Here is a 13,955-nt window from a genome sequence, read left to right on the forward strand (position 1 = left end):
TGCTGGGCAAACATGTCGGCGGAGTGGCGTGAAAACGTTTGCTGCGATGACGTTGCCCCCGCCCACCGTGCACAGCCGGGCCGTACCCGGTTCGCCGGCGCGCTGCTGGAGCTGACCCAGCTCGAGCGCGCCGAACCGGGCGACGACGTCACCACCCGCATGCTGCAACACCATGCCGAGCTGAGCGACACGGAGATGGTGCGTCAGCTGGCCACGCTGTACGGCGCGGGCATCGAGCCGCAGCAGAATCTGATCGTCAACACGCTGCTGCTGATCCTCAGCGACGAGCGCTTCGGCGGCAGCGTGCTGGGCGGCAGCCTGTCCGCCCGGGACGCGCTGGACGAGGTGCTGTTCAACGATCCGCCGATGGCCAACTTCTGCATCAGCTTTCCGCGACAGCCGATCCTGATCGATGACGTCTGGCTGCCGGCGCACCAACAGCATGGCCGCCGGCAACACCGACCCGGAGATCAGCGCGAACCAGTTCGCGGGCAACCGTTCCCACCTGTCCTGGGGTACCGGCCCGCACGTCTGCCCCGCCAGCTCGCTGGCCTACCTGATCGCGCAGGACGCCATCGACCAGTTGCTCGACGCGCTACCCGAGATCCGGCTCGCGGTACCGGCCGGTGAATTGACCTGGCGGCCGGGTCCGTTCCATCGAGCACTGACCGCGCTCCCGGTCACCTTCCCGGAATCTCCGCCGCTGCCGCAGTCATAGCCCTGGATCTCGGGTCGGAACCAGGGTTTTCCCGGAGGCTCACCTGCCTTCGTCCTGCCAAGCTGGAAACCGTGAAATCCCCAGGAGTGCTGCTCTTCTCCGCGCCGCTGTGCTTTTCCGGATACGGCGTGATCCGGCTGTTCGGCCTGGCGGACGGCCATTACGGCCCCGGAATCGATTGGCAGGCAGCGCATATCGTCGGCCTGATCGGGATGGTGTTGTTCGTTCCGGCAGTGCTCGGTCTGGAACGCATGCTCCCGCAGAGCAAATGGCGAATGGGGACGGTGATCGTCACGCTGATCGGGTTGGCGGCGACGATCGTTCAGTTCGGTGCGGATATCGCGTTCGCCGCCTTGGCCGCGGACAAGGCCGACATGTCCAGGCTGAGCCGCGAATTCTCGGCTGTTCCCGGTGTTCGCCTGGCGTTCTACGAGGTCGGGCCGCCGCTGTTCTTCGCCGGGCTGATCGGGCTGACCGTTCTGCTCGTCCGCGCGGGCCGGCTCCCGTGGTGGAGCCCGGTGGTGCTGGCGGTGAGCGCGATGACGCCGATGCTCACGCTCGACTTGATTCCGCTCGCGGGCCTCGGCATCCTCGCGTCGGTGGTCGGGCTCCGACGTCCCGCCGAGCGATTCGAGGCGTCCTCCCCGGCCCTCCGGGCCTCCACCTAGGGCCCGAAAAGGAGTGTCGCGTGGATGGTTCGCCCTGGTAGGAATGCATCCATGTCGTCTGAATCCAGCCTGTTCGCCGGAACCGATCTCGCGGCCCGGATCGAGCGCGTCGAACGGTCGCTGATCGAAGAGGGCGCCCGCGCCGCCGCGCAGCGGGAGCCGCGGGTGCTCGTGCTCCCCGTCGGCAGCGGGTCGGCCGTGTGGGCGGGGCCGAGTTCACCGCTCGACAAGGTGGTCGGGGCCGGCATGAGCGACGAGTTCGACGACAGCACCCTGGACGCGGTGGAGGCGGCTTTCGCCGAGCGCGACACCCCGGTCCAGTTCGAGGTCTCGACGCTCGCTGATCCTGCCGTGGCCGAACGCCTGACCCGCCGCGGCTACGTGCTCAGCGGATTCGAGAATGTGCTCGGTCTGCGGCTGGAACCGGGCAGGCAGGCGAATATCGCGGCCGGAGTGGATATCTCGGCGGTCGGCCCGGACGAGTTCGACACCTGGATGGACGTCGTCGCCACCGGCTTCGCCGCACCCGACCTCCAGGGCGTCGCATCGCACGAGGAATTCCCGCGCGACGCCCTCGACAACTCGGTGCGCGACATCGCCTCGGCCACCGGCTTTTCCGGTTCGATCGCCCGCATCGACGGCGTCCCGGCCGGCGGCGCCAGCCTGCGCCTCGCCGACGGGGTCGCGCAATTCTGCGGGGCGGCAACTCTTCCGGCGTTCCGCCGCCGCGGCGTGCAGGCCTCGCTCCTGTCCGCCCGTCTGGCTGCCGCCGCATCGGCAGGCTGCGACCTCGGCGTGGTCACCACGCTCCCCGGCTCGAAGTCGCAGCAGAACGTGCAGCGGCTCGGCTTCCAAATCCTGTACACCCGAGCGATTCTCGTCCGCTCGGCCTAGCTCGCCGTCGGCGAAGCGGAGTCAGCTGACCAGCACCGTGTGTATCCGGTTCTGCGGGTCCACTTTTCGGCGAACCCGGTCGATTTGCGGATAGTTGTGCGCGTAGTAGCGCTCCATCGGGTCGCCGGTCTCGAGGTAGTTGACGTAGGCGCCCGCGGAGTAGGGGGCGACGAGGTGGTGCGCCTCGGCGATCCACGCGGCGGCTTGCTCGTGCGGAATCGCTTGGTAGTTACCCCATTCCACGAGGGCCGCGTGTTCGCGCCACGGGAAGGCGGTATCCCCGGGGCGGGTGTCGCGGACGGCGCCGTCGAGCGTGTTGATCTGCACCCAGCCGGTGCCGCCCGCCCGGGAGTGCGCGGATATCGCCTCGAGGATCGCGGTGACAGCGTCCGTGGACAGTTCGGTCACGACGTCGGAGCCGCAGGTGAAGGTGGCGCGCGGCTGGGTGGCGTTGCCGCCCGCGAGGTACATGACCGTGTCCATGTGGTTCAGGCTCCGGTACTCCACGTTCAGCGGTTTCGCCGTGGCGGCCATCAACGCGACCGCGGCCCGGATGCCCGCCTTGGCCGGGCAGACCAGCTGCATCCAGCACTTCAAGCCGCCGCGCCCGTCCGCGTCCACGCTGACGCAGGCCCACTCGCCGGGGTCCGCGGTAGCGAGCCAGGCCGACCAGCCGGCGATCACCTGCGCCGCCAGTTCGCCGGGAAAAGACAGTTGCACAACGTCTTTCGGCGTTGCGGGGCACGTGCGATAGGTCAGGGAGGTGACCACGCCGAGATGGGAACCGCCACCGCGGAGGGCCCAGAACAGATCCGGGCGCGAGGTCGGCGACACCTCGGTCACCGTGCCGTCCGGCAGCACCATCGTCGCCGCCGCGAGCCGATCGCAGGTCAGGCCGTAGCGCCGGGATTCGAAGCCGAGGCCGCCGCCGAGGGTGAGCCCGGCGATGCCGACCATCGGGCACATTCCGGTGGGCAGCGTCTGCCCGAACCGGTCGAGCTCGCGGTACACCGCGTTCAACGTCATGCCCGGCGCGACAACGGCTTCACCGTTGCGGTAGGTCACCCCGGACAGCTTGCGCAGATCGACGATCATCGCGCCGGTCGCCGCCGACGCGCCCACGTACGAATGCCCACCCGCGCGGGCCGCCAGCTTCAGGTCGTTCTCGGCGGCGAAGGTGAGCGCGGCCGCGACATCGTCGACCGTGTCGACCTGCACGACCGCGGTCGGCTTCGCGTCGTCGAACCGGGTGTTGAAGATCTGCTTCGCCGTCGGGTAATCCGCGTCGTTCGCCAGGAAGACCCGGCCCCGCACACGCTTGTCGAGCCTGCTCCAGTCCACGCCCGCCGCCGTGCGGTTGACCGCCAGCGGTAGCGGCTCGGCCCGCGCGAGGCGAGCGCCGGAGGTGCCCGGTAGGCCCGCCAGCGCCCATCCGGTCAGGCCGATTCCGAGTGCGTTCCGCAGAAAGGTGCTGCGCGAGAAGTTGGTATCGATGGTCCAAGCCTAGGGGCGTGACCACGGAAAATAGCGGTACGACACCGGCAGTCGTGGCCCGGACGCGGTCTCGCCCGGCCATAGCGGCCGAGCGGTGTCCTCCTCCCGGAGGACCGGTGCGGCGTCGCGTAGTACTTGCGGGGGACATCGAAGGGGTGCGCGAGAGCGATGTGTGGCACGGGTGCCCGGCCGGACAATTCTCGGTAGGTGCTTGCCATTCGGCCGGGAGGTGTTCGTGATGACGGATGTTGTGCGAAGTGCAAGCTACATCGCCGCCACTGTGGAAGAACTACGCCGACACAGTGCCGCGGACAAGGCAGCCGGAATCGTCAGCCAGCGCGCGCTGTTCCCGCGCCGCGGCCGGATCGAACTCGACGGGCAGCGCCTGGTGCTGTCGAACTGGAGCGCAGGCGACGATCTGACGTTGTCGCCGGCGGCCATCGTGTCGCTGCGCCGCGAATTCACCTCGCTCTACGGCAGATTCATGGGCGGGCTGCTGAATGCGGGCAAGCCGCTGATCATGGAGACGACCACGGCGGGGGAGATCTACATCCTGATCGATCGCCGGGAAATCTCCGAGTTCACCAACAATCGCCGATGGGAAGCGGCCATCACGGCCTGGCAGGCGGCAGCGCCGAGCGACGTGAAACCGGATCTGCGACAGTCGAATTGACCGTTCACCTCAGTGCTCGGTGGTCGCGGTGAAGCGGTGCTGGTAGGTGCTCGGTGCGATGCCGAGGTGCTGCTGGAAGGCGCGCCGGAGCGTGTCGTCGCTGCCGAAGCCGCTGCGGGCGGCGGTGGTCGTGACGGAATGTCCTTGATCCAACAGTATTTGGGCTTGTTCGAGGCGGACCCGCTCCAGGTAGCGGGCCGGGGTGGTGTCCAATTCCCGGCGGAACAGTCGGGTGAGCTGGCGCGGACTGGTGTTGGCGAGGGCGGCCAGTACCGGCACGGTGTAGTCCCGCGTGGGATCGGTGTGGATGGTGTCGAGCAGCGTGCGCAGGGTGGTGTCCTTCGGCGCCGGCGTGCGAATCGGGACGGAGAACTGCGATTGGCCGCCCGGCCGCTGGAGGAAGACGACCAGCGAGCGGGCCACGTCGCGGGCCAGCGCCGGGCCGTGGTCCTGTTCGACCAGATGGAGGGTGAGATCGATGCCCGCGCTGATGCCGGCCGAGGTCATGATCGGTCCGTCCGTGATGAAGAGAGCGTCGGGGACGACCTCGAGATCGGGGTGGCGGCGTTGCAGGGTCGCGGCGTGCCGCCAATGCGTTGTCGCGCGGCGTCCGTCGAGCAGGCCGGCGGCGGCGAGCAGGAAAGCGCCGGTGCAGACCGACGCGATCCGTGGCGTGCGTTCGGCCGATCCGGTTACGGCGCAGACCAGTTCGGGTGGCAGCGGCGCGGAGACCACGTCCTCCGAACCGGGCACCATCAGCGTGTCCAGCCTGCCCGCCCCCTCGGCGCCGCGGTCGACGTCGAACCGCAACCCGGTGGACGAGCGCACCGGCGCGCCGTCGGGGGAGATCAACGTGAGCCGATAGTTCGCGCCGCACCGGTTGGCCTCGGTGAACACCTCGCTCGGCCCGGCGACATCGAGCAGCGTGACGCCGGGAAACACGAGGATGCCGACGACGTGCGGACGGGTCGTCCCGCTCATTCGGGCCACGGGTTGGATTGGATGACCTCGACGAAATCGGTCCGGACGAAGCCGGGCACGAAGTGCGCGAGAACGTCGGCGTTGACGGTCCCGAAGGTGGTGTCGGGCCGATCGGCGAAGCCGTTGGTGAACGCGGCGAGGATCTGCCGTTTGAAGTCGGGCCGCGGATGCGCGGCGGTGACCGCGGCGATGTCGGCGTGCGCGAGGTCGCCGTATCCGATACCGAGGACATCGGTTTCGACACCGGCCGTGACCAGCGCGATCTCGGGCGCCATGTGTTCGGGAATGCCCGGCGTGGTGTGCAACGCGATGGCCGTCCACACCCGCTGCGCCGCGTCGTCATCGATGCCGTGCGCGGTGAGGAATCGGCGGGCCTCGTCGGCGCCGTCGACCTCGAATCGCTGGTTCCGGGTGCGATAGGCGCCGGTGAGTCCGAGGTCGTGGAACATCGCGCCGACGTAGAGCAGTTCGGGGTCGGGCTTCAGGCCGCGCAGCTGTCCTTGCAGCATGCCGAACAGGTAGACGCGCCGGGAGTGATGGAACAGCAGCGGCGGTGCGCTGGCGCGGACCAGTTCGGTGGCCTCGGCGACCAGGCGGCTGTCCGGGATGGCGATGCCTGCGATGTGCTCTGTCATGGGGAACGCTCCTGTAAACGTAGGTGCTGACCTGTCCCAGAATGCGTCTTCGGGTGCCTTGTCGGCCGTGTCCTTTCGGACCGATATACCGCAGATAAGGACATCCTCCCCCTTCTCGCCGCACACCTCAAATGACGCCTGGACGACCACGCGCGGCGTGCCATCTGTGCTGGTGCGGACGGTCGTGGGTTAATGATCGAATGCTCATTCGCTGGCTGGTTGCGGCATCGGCGGCCGGGGTGGCCGTGCTGATGGTGCTGTTCATCTACGTGATCATCGCGGTGCAGGTGCCGGCGCCCTTCGTGGTGCTGACGCACATCGTGAGTGACTATGGGCTGTACCTGATTCCGCTCGGGTTGGCGGGATTCTTGTTGTCGCTGATCGCTTTTGGCAAGAAGGGCCGCGTCGGGGTGCGCCGGGTGGCGGCGGTGACCGGGCTGGTGTGCCTGCTCGGCGTGGTCGCCTCGGGCTTCCCGCTGGCCGCGTCATGGGGGACGGCGGTGCGACAGGACGCGAAACTGTCGTTCGGCGACTATCTTTCCGGCGGCACGAACACCGGCACGCCGGACGAATCGTTGAGCACCGTCTACCACACCGTCGACGGTCAGGACCTGAAGCTCGATGTGAAACTGCCGGAAGGCGATTCGGCCCGGCCCCGCCCCGCGGTGGTCTGGGTGCACGGCGGCGGCTGGCGCAACGGCGATCGCGGCGAGGCGCCGATGTGGCACAAGTGGTTGACCGACAGGGGATATGCCGTCTTCGCCATCGACTACCGGCTGACGCCGCCCGCGCGCTGGAACCAATCGCCGGGCGATGTGAAGTGTGCCGTCGGGTGGGTCAAACAGCAGGCGGCGAAGTACAACGTCGATCCCGAACGGGTGATGCTCGCGGGCGGTTCGGCGGGCGGCAATCTCGCGTTGATGGGCGCCTATGCCGACGACCGGGTCGCACCGAGCTGCGCGGTCACCGACACGAAGGTCAAGGCGGTCGCGGCGTTCTACCCGGTGCCCGACCTGGTCGAAGCGTGGCGCGACACCGGGCTGCCCGGACGGATGCGCACGTTCCTGCAGGACTACACCGGCGGAACTCCGGACCAGGTGCCCGACCGCTACAAGGCGGCCTCGCCGGTCACCTATGTCCGCCCGAACCTGCCGCCCACGCTGCTCATGCACGGCAATCGGGATCACGTTGCGCCGTACCGCGGTTCGGCCGAACTAGCCGAACGGCTGCGCCGGGTCGGCGTCGAAAACCAGTTGCTCGCAGTGCCTTACGGCGAACACATCTACGACTTCACCTGGGCGGGCTGGGGCACCCAGATCTCACGGCAGGTCTTCGCCGCGTTCCTGGCCGACCACTTCCCGGTTGCGTGATCGTGCGTCGTGCGCGTTGCCGGTCGTCCGGCCGCCGGGATGGCGGCTGCGCCAGATCCAGAACACCGCACACGCGACGAGCGCCCACCCGGCGAGCACCGCGAACGGCAGAAGATGTTGGTGCGCACCGAAATACACGGCGCTGTGCTGCGCGTTGACCGACGCGCCCGGCGGCAGCCAGCGGCCGATGTGCCCGAGCAGCGACGGCAGCAGCGGCCAGGACACCGCGCCGCCGGAGGACGGATTGCCGAGCAGCACCATCAGACCCCAGGTCGGCAGAATCGCCCACCGCCCGAACAGGGTGTTGAACATGGTGAACACCATGCCGGAGGTGAACATGGTCAGCGACAGAATTCCCCACGACTCCGGAAACGGTAACCGGACCACGCCCAGCACCCAATCCGCCACTGCCACAATGGCGAAGCCGCCGCACAGCGCGTACGCCGCGGTGAAGCCGATCCGTTCCAGCGGATTCAAGGCGGAGGCGTGCACGCTGAATTGGGTCGCGCCGACGAAACCGATGATCACCGCCGCCAGCGAGATATAGAAGATCGCGAGTCCACGCGGATCGCCGCGCTGCAACGGCACCGCGTCGGCCACCTCGACCGCCCCCGCGGTCGTCGCCACCTGAGTGAGCAACTGTGCCACCGATTGACCGGAGGCACTGGAGATGTCGAGCCGCACCCCCGGCGGCTGCGCGGTGACGATCGCGAACACCTTCTGATCCTCGATCGCCTCCCGCGCCGCCGCCGCGCTCGGATAGCTGCGCACCACCAGCGAATCATCCAGCGATCCCTGCATCCGCGTCAGGAATCCCTGCACCGAAGCGTCCTGCTCCGACCCGATCACCGCGATCGGGATCTGCCGTGGCGTCGGATTGGCCAGCGCGTAGGTGTACGACCCCGCGAACAACCCCGCCGCGGCCGCGACCAGCAACACGAGCACTGTCGCGGGCAGATACGGCGAGGCCCGCACCATCGCCCACCACTCGCCCGCCGTCCGCCGCCGCTCATGCTGCCCGCGCAGGTTGTCCATCCCCGCAGACTAGGTCTCACCAGCAAGAATGCCAGTTCCCCACGCCGTCGGGGGTGTTCGGGTCGCGATAATTACATAAGCAATTTAGATAAATAGGTGATACATTGCCGGTTATGGCAGCACAGCGCCGCGAGCTCGAAGCCGATGATCTCGCCCGGGTGATGGGGGCGTTCACCCGCGGGTCTATTCGGCTGCCGAGCGCGGAGAAGCACACGTTCACCACGCTGTCGGTGCTGCACACCCTGGCTCACAAAGGGGCGCAGCGGGTTTCGGCGTTGACGGTGACCGAGCAGATCACGCAGCCGGCGATCACGCAGCTGGTGAGCCGGATGGAGCGGGACGGGCTGGTCGAGCGGCGGCCGGATCCGGCGGATGGCCGGGCGGTGCTGGTCGAGATCACGGCGGCGGGGGCGCGGGTCGTGCAGACGCGGCATCGGGAGCGGGTCCGCCGGTTCACCGAGCTGGTCGAGGCGTTGACGGACGCGGAACGGCACGCGGTCAGCGCGGCGCTGCCCGCGCTGGAGCGGATGGCCGAGCTGATGGACAACGAGCTCGTGGCGGCGGCCGAATCGGTTATCTCGGAAGGGTATTCATGACATCGCAGTTTCCGCTCGCGGCCGCACCGATTCGGATTTCCGACCAGGTGCTGGAGGATCTCGCGACGCGGCTTCGGCTCACCCGGTGGCCCGACGATGTGGACAACGACGACTGGCACTATGGCGTCAGCCGCCGATATCTGCAGGAGCTGGTCGAGTACTGGATCGACGAATATGACTGGCGCACAGCGGAATCCGCGATCAACGCCTACGCGCACTATCGGGTGGACGTCGACGGCGTGCCGATTCACTTCATGCGTAAACCGGGTGTCGGTCCCGATCCCACCCCGCTGATCCTCACCCACGGCTGGCCGTGGACCTTCTGGCACTGGGCCAAGGTGATCGACCCGCTCGCCGACCCCGCGGCGTTCGGCGGTGACCCGGCCGACGCGTTCGACGTCATCGTTCCGTCGCTGCCCGGTTTCGGCTTCTCCACGCCGCTGCCTAAGCATCCGGATATGAACTTCTGGAAGGTCGCCGATCTCTGGCACACGCTGATGACCGACACCCTCGGCTATCCGAAATACGCTGCGGCAGGCTGCGATGTCGGTGCGCTCGTCACCGGCCAGCTCGGCCACAAGTACGCCGAAGAACTGCACGGCATCCACATCGGCTCCGGCCTGAAGCTCACCCTGTTCACCGGCGATCGGGCGTGGGATCTCAGTGGGGGACAACCGATCCCGACGGGTCTGTCCGAGCCCGACTACCGGCGGTTCCTCTCCATCGAACGCCGTTTCGCCGTCCACCTCGCCGCCCACGTACTCGAACCCAGCACTCTCGCTTACGGTCTCACCGATTCGCCGGTCGGACTCCTAGCCTGGATCCTGCAACGCTGGGTCAAGTGGAGCGACAACCACGGCGATATCGAGACCGTCTTCAGCAAGGACGACCTGCTCACCCACGCCATGATCTTCTGGGCGAACAACGCCATCGGCACCTCGATCCGCTACTACGCCAACGCGAATCGCTACCCCTGGACCCCGGCGCACGATCGGGTCCCGATCATCGAGGCGCCCACCGGGATCACCTTCGTCGGTCACGAAAACCCGCCCGGCGTAACCACTCCCGAGCAACGCGTCGAGAGCTGGCTCGCCACGGACCGGGCCGGCTGGTATAACCACGTCAACCTCACCGCGCACGAGGCGGGCGGTCACTTCATTCCCTGGGAAGTCCCGGACGCCTGGATCGACGACCTGCGCCGCACTTTCCGCACCCGCCGGTCATGACGCCGTCCGGGTCTCCTCCGTGTTCTGGATGGGCAGTCGTCCGAGGTCGGGCGTCACCTCGAGCAGGCGCAGCAGCGGCGAAGTCATCGCCGTAGTCACCAAGGCCATCACGACGAGAATCGAATACAGCTGCACCCCAATCAGTCCCGTGGTCAAGCCGACATTCAGGATGATGAGCTCGGTGAGTCCGCGAGTATTCATCAGGCTCGCCAGCGCACCCGCTTCGCGCGGTTCGATTCCGTTGGCGCGGGCAGCCAGATAGGTGCCACCGAGCTTTCCGGCCAGCGCGGTCACCAGGATCGCGAGCATCTCCACGACACCGGCGCGGTCGAGTGAGCTGAGGTCCACCTGCAGGCCCGCGATGACGAAGAAGGCGGGCAGGAACACCGAACTCAGCAGTTGCGCACCGGTTTCCACGATCGGCCGGTGGGTGCGGGGGAAGATGACGCCGAACAAGAAGGCGCCGAATATCAGGTGCAGGCCGATCCATTCAGTGGCCGCGCCGCAGATCAGCGCCCCGCAGACGGCGAGGAAGATCATGGTGTTGTTGCTGGTCGCCGTAGTGGACCGGGAGGCGCGGGTGAGCAGCGGGCGGACCAGCCACCACATCGCCGCGACCAGCGGCACGAACAGCAGCAGTTTCCACTGGTTGGTCGCACCCGGCCGGGCCAGGCCGATGACGAAGGCGAGCACGGTCCAGGCCAGGATGTCGTCGATGGCCGCGCTGGCCATGCTGAGCTGCCCGATCCTGGTGCCCATCAGATCGCGTTCGATCAGGATGCGGGCCAGCACCGGGAACGCGGTGACCGCGAGCGCGCAGCCGATGAACAGCGCGAAGGTCAGCCGATTGCCCTGGTGGTATCGCGACAGCGCCGCGAGCGCGACCCCGCAGCCGAGCACGAACGGCACGAAGTAGGCCGACAGCGACACGCTGGCCACGGCGCGACGATTGCCGTTGAACGAGCTCCGATCGATCTCCAGCCCGGCGAGGAACATGAAGATCATGACGCCGACATTCGCGAACGCGCTCAGATAGGAGCGGACGTCCTGCGGAAAGACGATTCCGGATAAATGCGCCCCCAGAATTGTGGGCCCCGCAATGATTCCCGCCGCGATTTCGCCGATTACCGGCGGTTGACCGAGCCGCTGGGCCAGCCTGCCGAGCAATCGCGCGGCCACCGCGATAAGCACGAGATCTACCAGCAGGAACACCATTTGGTTACTGGGCAACGTTCGCTCCGTTCGCAATGGGCGCGCCGTGGCCCGCCCGGCTCCTCCGTCGAGCCGCGCCCGCGACCGACTCCCCGGCTATAACGATAACGTGGACAAGGTGGAACGCCGAAAATCCATTCTCGGACAATAGAACTAGTCGATCGCGGCAATATCGAGTCCGGCCGCCCGCGCCGCCGCGCGCAGGACCTCCTCGACCATTGCGGGCGTGAGCCGGCCGGTGAAGGTGTTCTGCTGACTCACGTGATAGCAGCCGAACAGGTGTAGCGGCGCGCGACCCGCGTCGGCGGGCGATAGCTCGAAGTGCGCACCGTGCCCGAACTTCGGTCGCGGCCGCGGAATGGTCCAGCCCGCGTCGGCCAGCACGGGCAGCAGCGCCTGCCAGCCGAACCCGCCGAGCACCACCACGGCGCGGACAGTCGGTGCGAGCAAAGCGAATTCGGTGGCCAGCCAGTGCCGGCAGCGGTCGCGCTCGTCCGGGGTCGGCTTGTTGTCCGGCGGCGCGCAGTGCACCGGCGCGGTGACCCGGGTGCCGAGCAGGCGCAGTCCGTCGTCGCGACTGGTGGCCGTCGGCTGGTTGGCCAGCCCGACCGCGTGCATGGCCGCGTAGAGCACGTCGCCGCTGCGGTCGCCGGTGAACATGCGGCCGGTTCGGTTGCCGCCGTGCGCGGCCGGCGCCAGCCCGACGACCAGCAACCGCGCGTCGTCCGGCCCGTACCCGGGAACCGGTCGTCCCCAATAGGTTTCGTCCCGGAACGCCGCCCGCTTTTCCCGCGCCACCTGCTCGCGCCAGGCGACGAGCCGCGGACAGGCGAAGCAGTCGGCGACCGCGGCGTCCAGCTCGGCGATGGTCCGCGCCGCGGCGCGCCGGTCCGATTCGTCGTGGATCGGACTGTCGTGCATCAGGACTCCGTTCGGGGTCTCCGGTGAGGCTGCCACCGGTCATTTGTCCAGTTCGGGACCGTCGTGAGCATGAGTAACCCGGGGGACATGTGATCGTGACCACCCGGTCTGTGTTGATAGCATGGCCTTTCCGACCGACCGGATGCGGGCCTCGCCCGAAGCTCGCTGCGCTCGCCGGGCGGGGCCGCTGCGTTCAATTGGGGGCTTCGCCCCTGATTCATCTCGAAAGAGTCTTTCCATGCAGTTTGAAATCGTCGAGCGGGACGAGACGTGGGTTGCCGGGTTGCCGGTGCGCAGCCCTAAACGTGCGCTCGGAGAGCTGCGTGATCACGACCTGGAGGCAGCCTGGGCGACCGTGCTGCACCAGGAGCTCGGTGGCCCGCTGGCCAGTGCCTATACCGACTACACCGGTGAGCTCGGCACCTACAACACGCAGATCGTCGGCTACGAGTGCGCGTCCTTCGGCGACGTCACCCGCGGCCATCTGGTCGCCCGGCTGCCGCGCGGCACCTATGCGCGGTTCTCCTCGGTCGGTAACTTCCCGCAGGTGATGACCGACCTCTGGACCCAGATCGCGTACGCCGAAGAGCACAACCAGATCAAGCGCACCTACACCGGCGACTTCGAGTGCTACCCGCACGCCTACAAGATCGAGCTCTACCTGGCGGTCGACGCCCGATGACCTATGCGATCGCAGTGCGGCACGAGGCGATTTACGGCGGCCTGGTGGTGCCCAGGGTGCGCCCGAGTTTCAAGGTCAGCAACAGCGACCTGATCGAGTTCCTCAAGGACCGGCTGCGCGACCGCAAGGGCGCCGACCGGCCGATGTTCACCGTGTACGTGCCGGATCCGGCGGGTAACTACAACGCGGTGGTGTGTTTCGAGTACCGCGAGCCCGAGGCGGTGCCGATCGGCGATGTCCTGGTGCGCGTGCCGAAGGGCGTCTACGCGCGCTTCGCGCCGAACGGGGACTATCACGATCCGGTGGAGGATGTGTGGGCTCAGGTCGACGACGCGACGGCGTCGGCCGAGATCACCCGCGCCTACCGGGAAGAGATCGAGATCTGGCAGGGGTCGGATTCGGTGGAGCTGTTCATTTCGATCTTGGTCTAGCTTGCTGTGTATTAGCTGTGCTAGAACCGACCGGTCTCTCTGGTATCTTGCTCAACCGCGAGACGGGTTCTGACCAGGGGGAATTTGCGGGTCCGCATCCAGTTTTCGGAAGATTAACCAGACGTCTGGTCAATTCTTGTCGGATGACGGATACTGCCCTAGGCAAACTCGTCCGGAAAGCAGGATTCGGGTGAAGATGTCGGCCCCGGTTCGACGACCGCGTGAGGATGCGGAGCAACGGAGTAGGAACAGTATGGCTGTCGAGGCGAGCACCGCCGCCGCGCCGATCCGGGTTGCTGGCGGCTTCGGCGGGACGGTAGCAGGTCATTTCCCGCCGTGCCCCGATTCGGAAGATCATCGTTCGGCCGATCCGGCCTGGTGGGATAATCGGTCCGGTCGGGCAATTGCCGATGAATTGC

General features: G+C 67.5%; 14 protein-coding genes and 1 pseudogene. 9 read left to right on the top strand and 6 right to left on the bottom strand.

Going from position 1 to position 13,955, the window contains the following annotated elements; translation table 11 throughout:
• Positions 1 to 99: 99 nt before the first annotated feature.
• The 3 genes and pseudogenes from F3087_RS12445 to F3087_RS12455 form a co-directional block, all read left to right on the top strand.
• Positions 100 to 718: pseudogene (locus tag F3087_RS12445) on the top strand (cytochrome P450); the annotation flags it as partial.
• A gap of 71 nt (positions 719 to 789) precedes the next feature.
• A complete protein-coding gene (locus F3087_RS12450; protein ID WP_150402075.1) occupies positions 790 to 1,386 on the top strand; it encodes a hypothetical protein in 597 nt (198 codons plus the stop codon).
• A gap of 51 nt (positions 1,387 to 1,437) precedes the next feature.
• A complete protein-coding gene (locus tag F3087_RS12455) occupies positions 1,438 to 2,280 on the top strand; it encodes a GNAT family N-acetyltransferase (protein WP_150402076.1) in 843 nt (280 codons plus the stop codon).
• A gap of 21 nt (positions 2,281 to 2,301) precedes the next feature.
• On the opposite strand, the gene F3087_RS12460 is transcribed toward F3087_RS12455, so the two are convergent.
• Positions 2,302 to 3,621, bottom strand: a complete 1,320-nt coding sequence (locus F3087_RS12460; RefSeq protein WP_191093934.1) for an FAD-binding oxidoreductase — start codon at positions 3,619 to 3,621, stop codon at positions 2,302 to 2,304.
• A 391-nt stretch (positions 3,622 to 4,012) separates the two neighbouring features.
• Here F3087_RS12460 and F3087_RS12465 point away from each other — a divergent pair, with 391 nt between their 5' ends.
• Entirely contained in the window at positions 4,013 to 4,447 is a 435-nt protein-coding gene (locus F3087_RS12465; protein ID WP_150402078.1) for a hypothetical protein, read from the top strand.
• A gap of 9 nt (positions 4,448 to 4,456) precedes the next feature.
• On the opposite strand, the gene F3087_RS12470 is transcribed toward F3087_RS12465, so the two are convergent.
• Positions 4,457 to 5,428, bottom strand: a complete 972-nt coding sequence (locus F3087_RS12470; RefSeq protein ID WP_150402079.1) for a GlxA family transcriptional regulator — start codon at positions 5,426 to 5,428, stop codon at positions 4,457 to 4,459.
• Positions 5,425 to 6,063: an HD domain-containing protein gene (locus F3087_RS12475; RefSeq protein WP_150402080.1), complete on the bottom strand. Its 639-nt coding sequence runs from the start codon at positions 6,061 to 6,063 to the stop codon at positions 5,425 to 5,427. The genes F3087_RS12470 and F3087_RS12475 overlap by 4 nt, the downstream gene beginning before the upstream one ends.
• A gap of 200 nt (positions 6,064 to 6,263) precedes the next feature.
• Between F3087_RS12475 and F3087_RS12480 the strand changes: the two genes are divergently transcribed.
• Positions 6,264 to 7,433 carry an alpha/beta hydrolase gene (locus F3087_RS12480; RefSeq protein ID WP_150402081.1) on the top strand — a complete coding sequence of 390 codons (1,170 nt, stop codon included), beginning with the start codon at positions 6,264 to 6,266 and terminating at the stop codon, positions 7,431 to 7,433.
• Here the strand turns inward: F3087_RS12480 and F3087_RS12485 are convergent.
• On the bottom strand, positions 7,383 to 8,468 hold the full coding sequence (locus F3087_RS12485; RefSeq protein WP_191093935.1) for an ABC transporter permease: 1,086 nt from the start codon (positions 8,466 to 8,468) through the stop codon (positions 7,383 to 7,385). The genes F3087_RS12480 and F3087_RS12485 overlap by 51 nt on opposite strands.
• A gap of 113 nt (positions 8,469 to 8,581) precedes the next feature.
• Between F3087_RS12485 and F3087_RS12490 the strand changes: the two genes are divergently transcribed.
• Together F3087_RS12490 and F3087_RS12495 are read left to right on the top strand one after the other, a co-directional pair.
• Complete coding sequence (locus tag F3087_RS12490; RefSeq protein ID WP_150402082.1) at positions 8,582 to 9,064, top strand: MarR family winged helix-turn-helix transcriptional regulator; 483 nt, start codon at positions 8,582 to 8,584, stop codon at positions 9,062 to 9,064.
• On the top strand, positions 9,061 to 10,290 hold the full coding sequence (locus F3087_RS12495; protein ID WP_150402083.1) for an epoxide hydrolase family protein: 1,230 nt from the start codon (positions 9,061 to 9,063) through the stop codon (positions 10,288 to 10,290). Before F3087_RS12490 ends, F3087_RS12495 begins: the two co-directional genes overlap by 4 nt.
• Here the strand turns inward: F3087_RS12495 and F3087_RS12500 are convergent.
• Both F3087_RS12500 and F3087_RS12505 read right to left on the bottom strand, forming a co-directional pair.
• A complete protein-coding gene (locus tag F3087_RS12500) occupies positions 10,285 to 11,520 on the bottom strand; it encodes a cation:proton antiporter (RefSeq protein WP_150402084.1) in 1,236 nt (411 codons plus the stop codon). The genes F3087_RS12495 and F3087_RS12500 overlap by 6 nt on opposite strands.
• A gap of 135 nt (positions 11,521 to 11,655) precedes the next feature.
• On the bottom strand, positions 11,656 to 12,423 hold the full coding sequence (locus F3087_RS12505) for a uracil-DNA glycosylase (RefSeq protein ID WP_150402085.1): 768 nt from the start codon (positions 12,421 to 12,423) through the stop codon (positions 11,656 to 11,658).
• 238 nt (positions 12,424 to 12,661) lie between these two features.
• Here F3087_RS12505 and F3087_RS12510 point away from each other — a divergent pair, with 238 nt between their 5' ends.
• Positions 12,662 to 13,105, top strand: a complete 444-nt coding sequence (locus tag F3087_RS12510; protein WP_040738955.1) for a GyrI-like domain-containing protein — start codon at positions 12,662 to 12,664, stop codon at positions 13,103 to 13,105.
• Positions 13,102 to 13,536, top strand: a complete 435-nt coding sequence (locus F3087_RS12515) for an effector binding domain-containing protein (RefSeq protein WP_150402086.1) — start codon at positions 13,102 to 13,104, stop codon at positions 13,534 to 13,536. The genes F3087_RS12510 and F3087_RS12515 overlap by 4 nt, the downstream gene beginning before the upstream one ends.
• Positions 13,537 to 13,955 lie beyond the last annotated feature (419 nt).

The sequence above is a fragment of the Nocardia colli genome, assembly GCF_008704205.1.
In the GTDB taxonomy this organism is placed as follows: Bacteria; Actinomycetota; Actinomycetes; order Mycobacteriales; family Mycobacteriaceae; genus Nocardia; species Nocardia colli.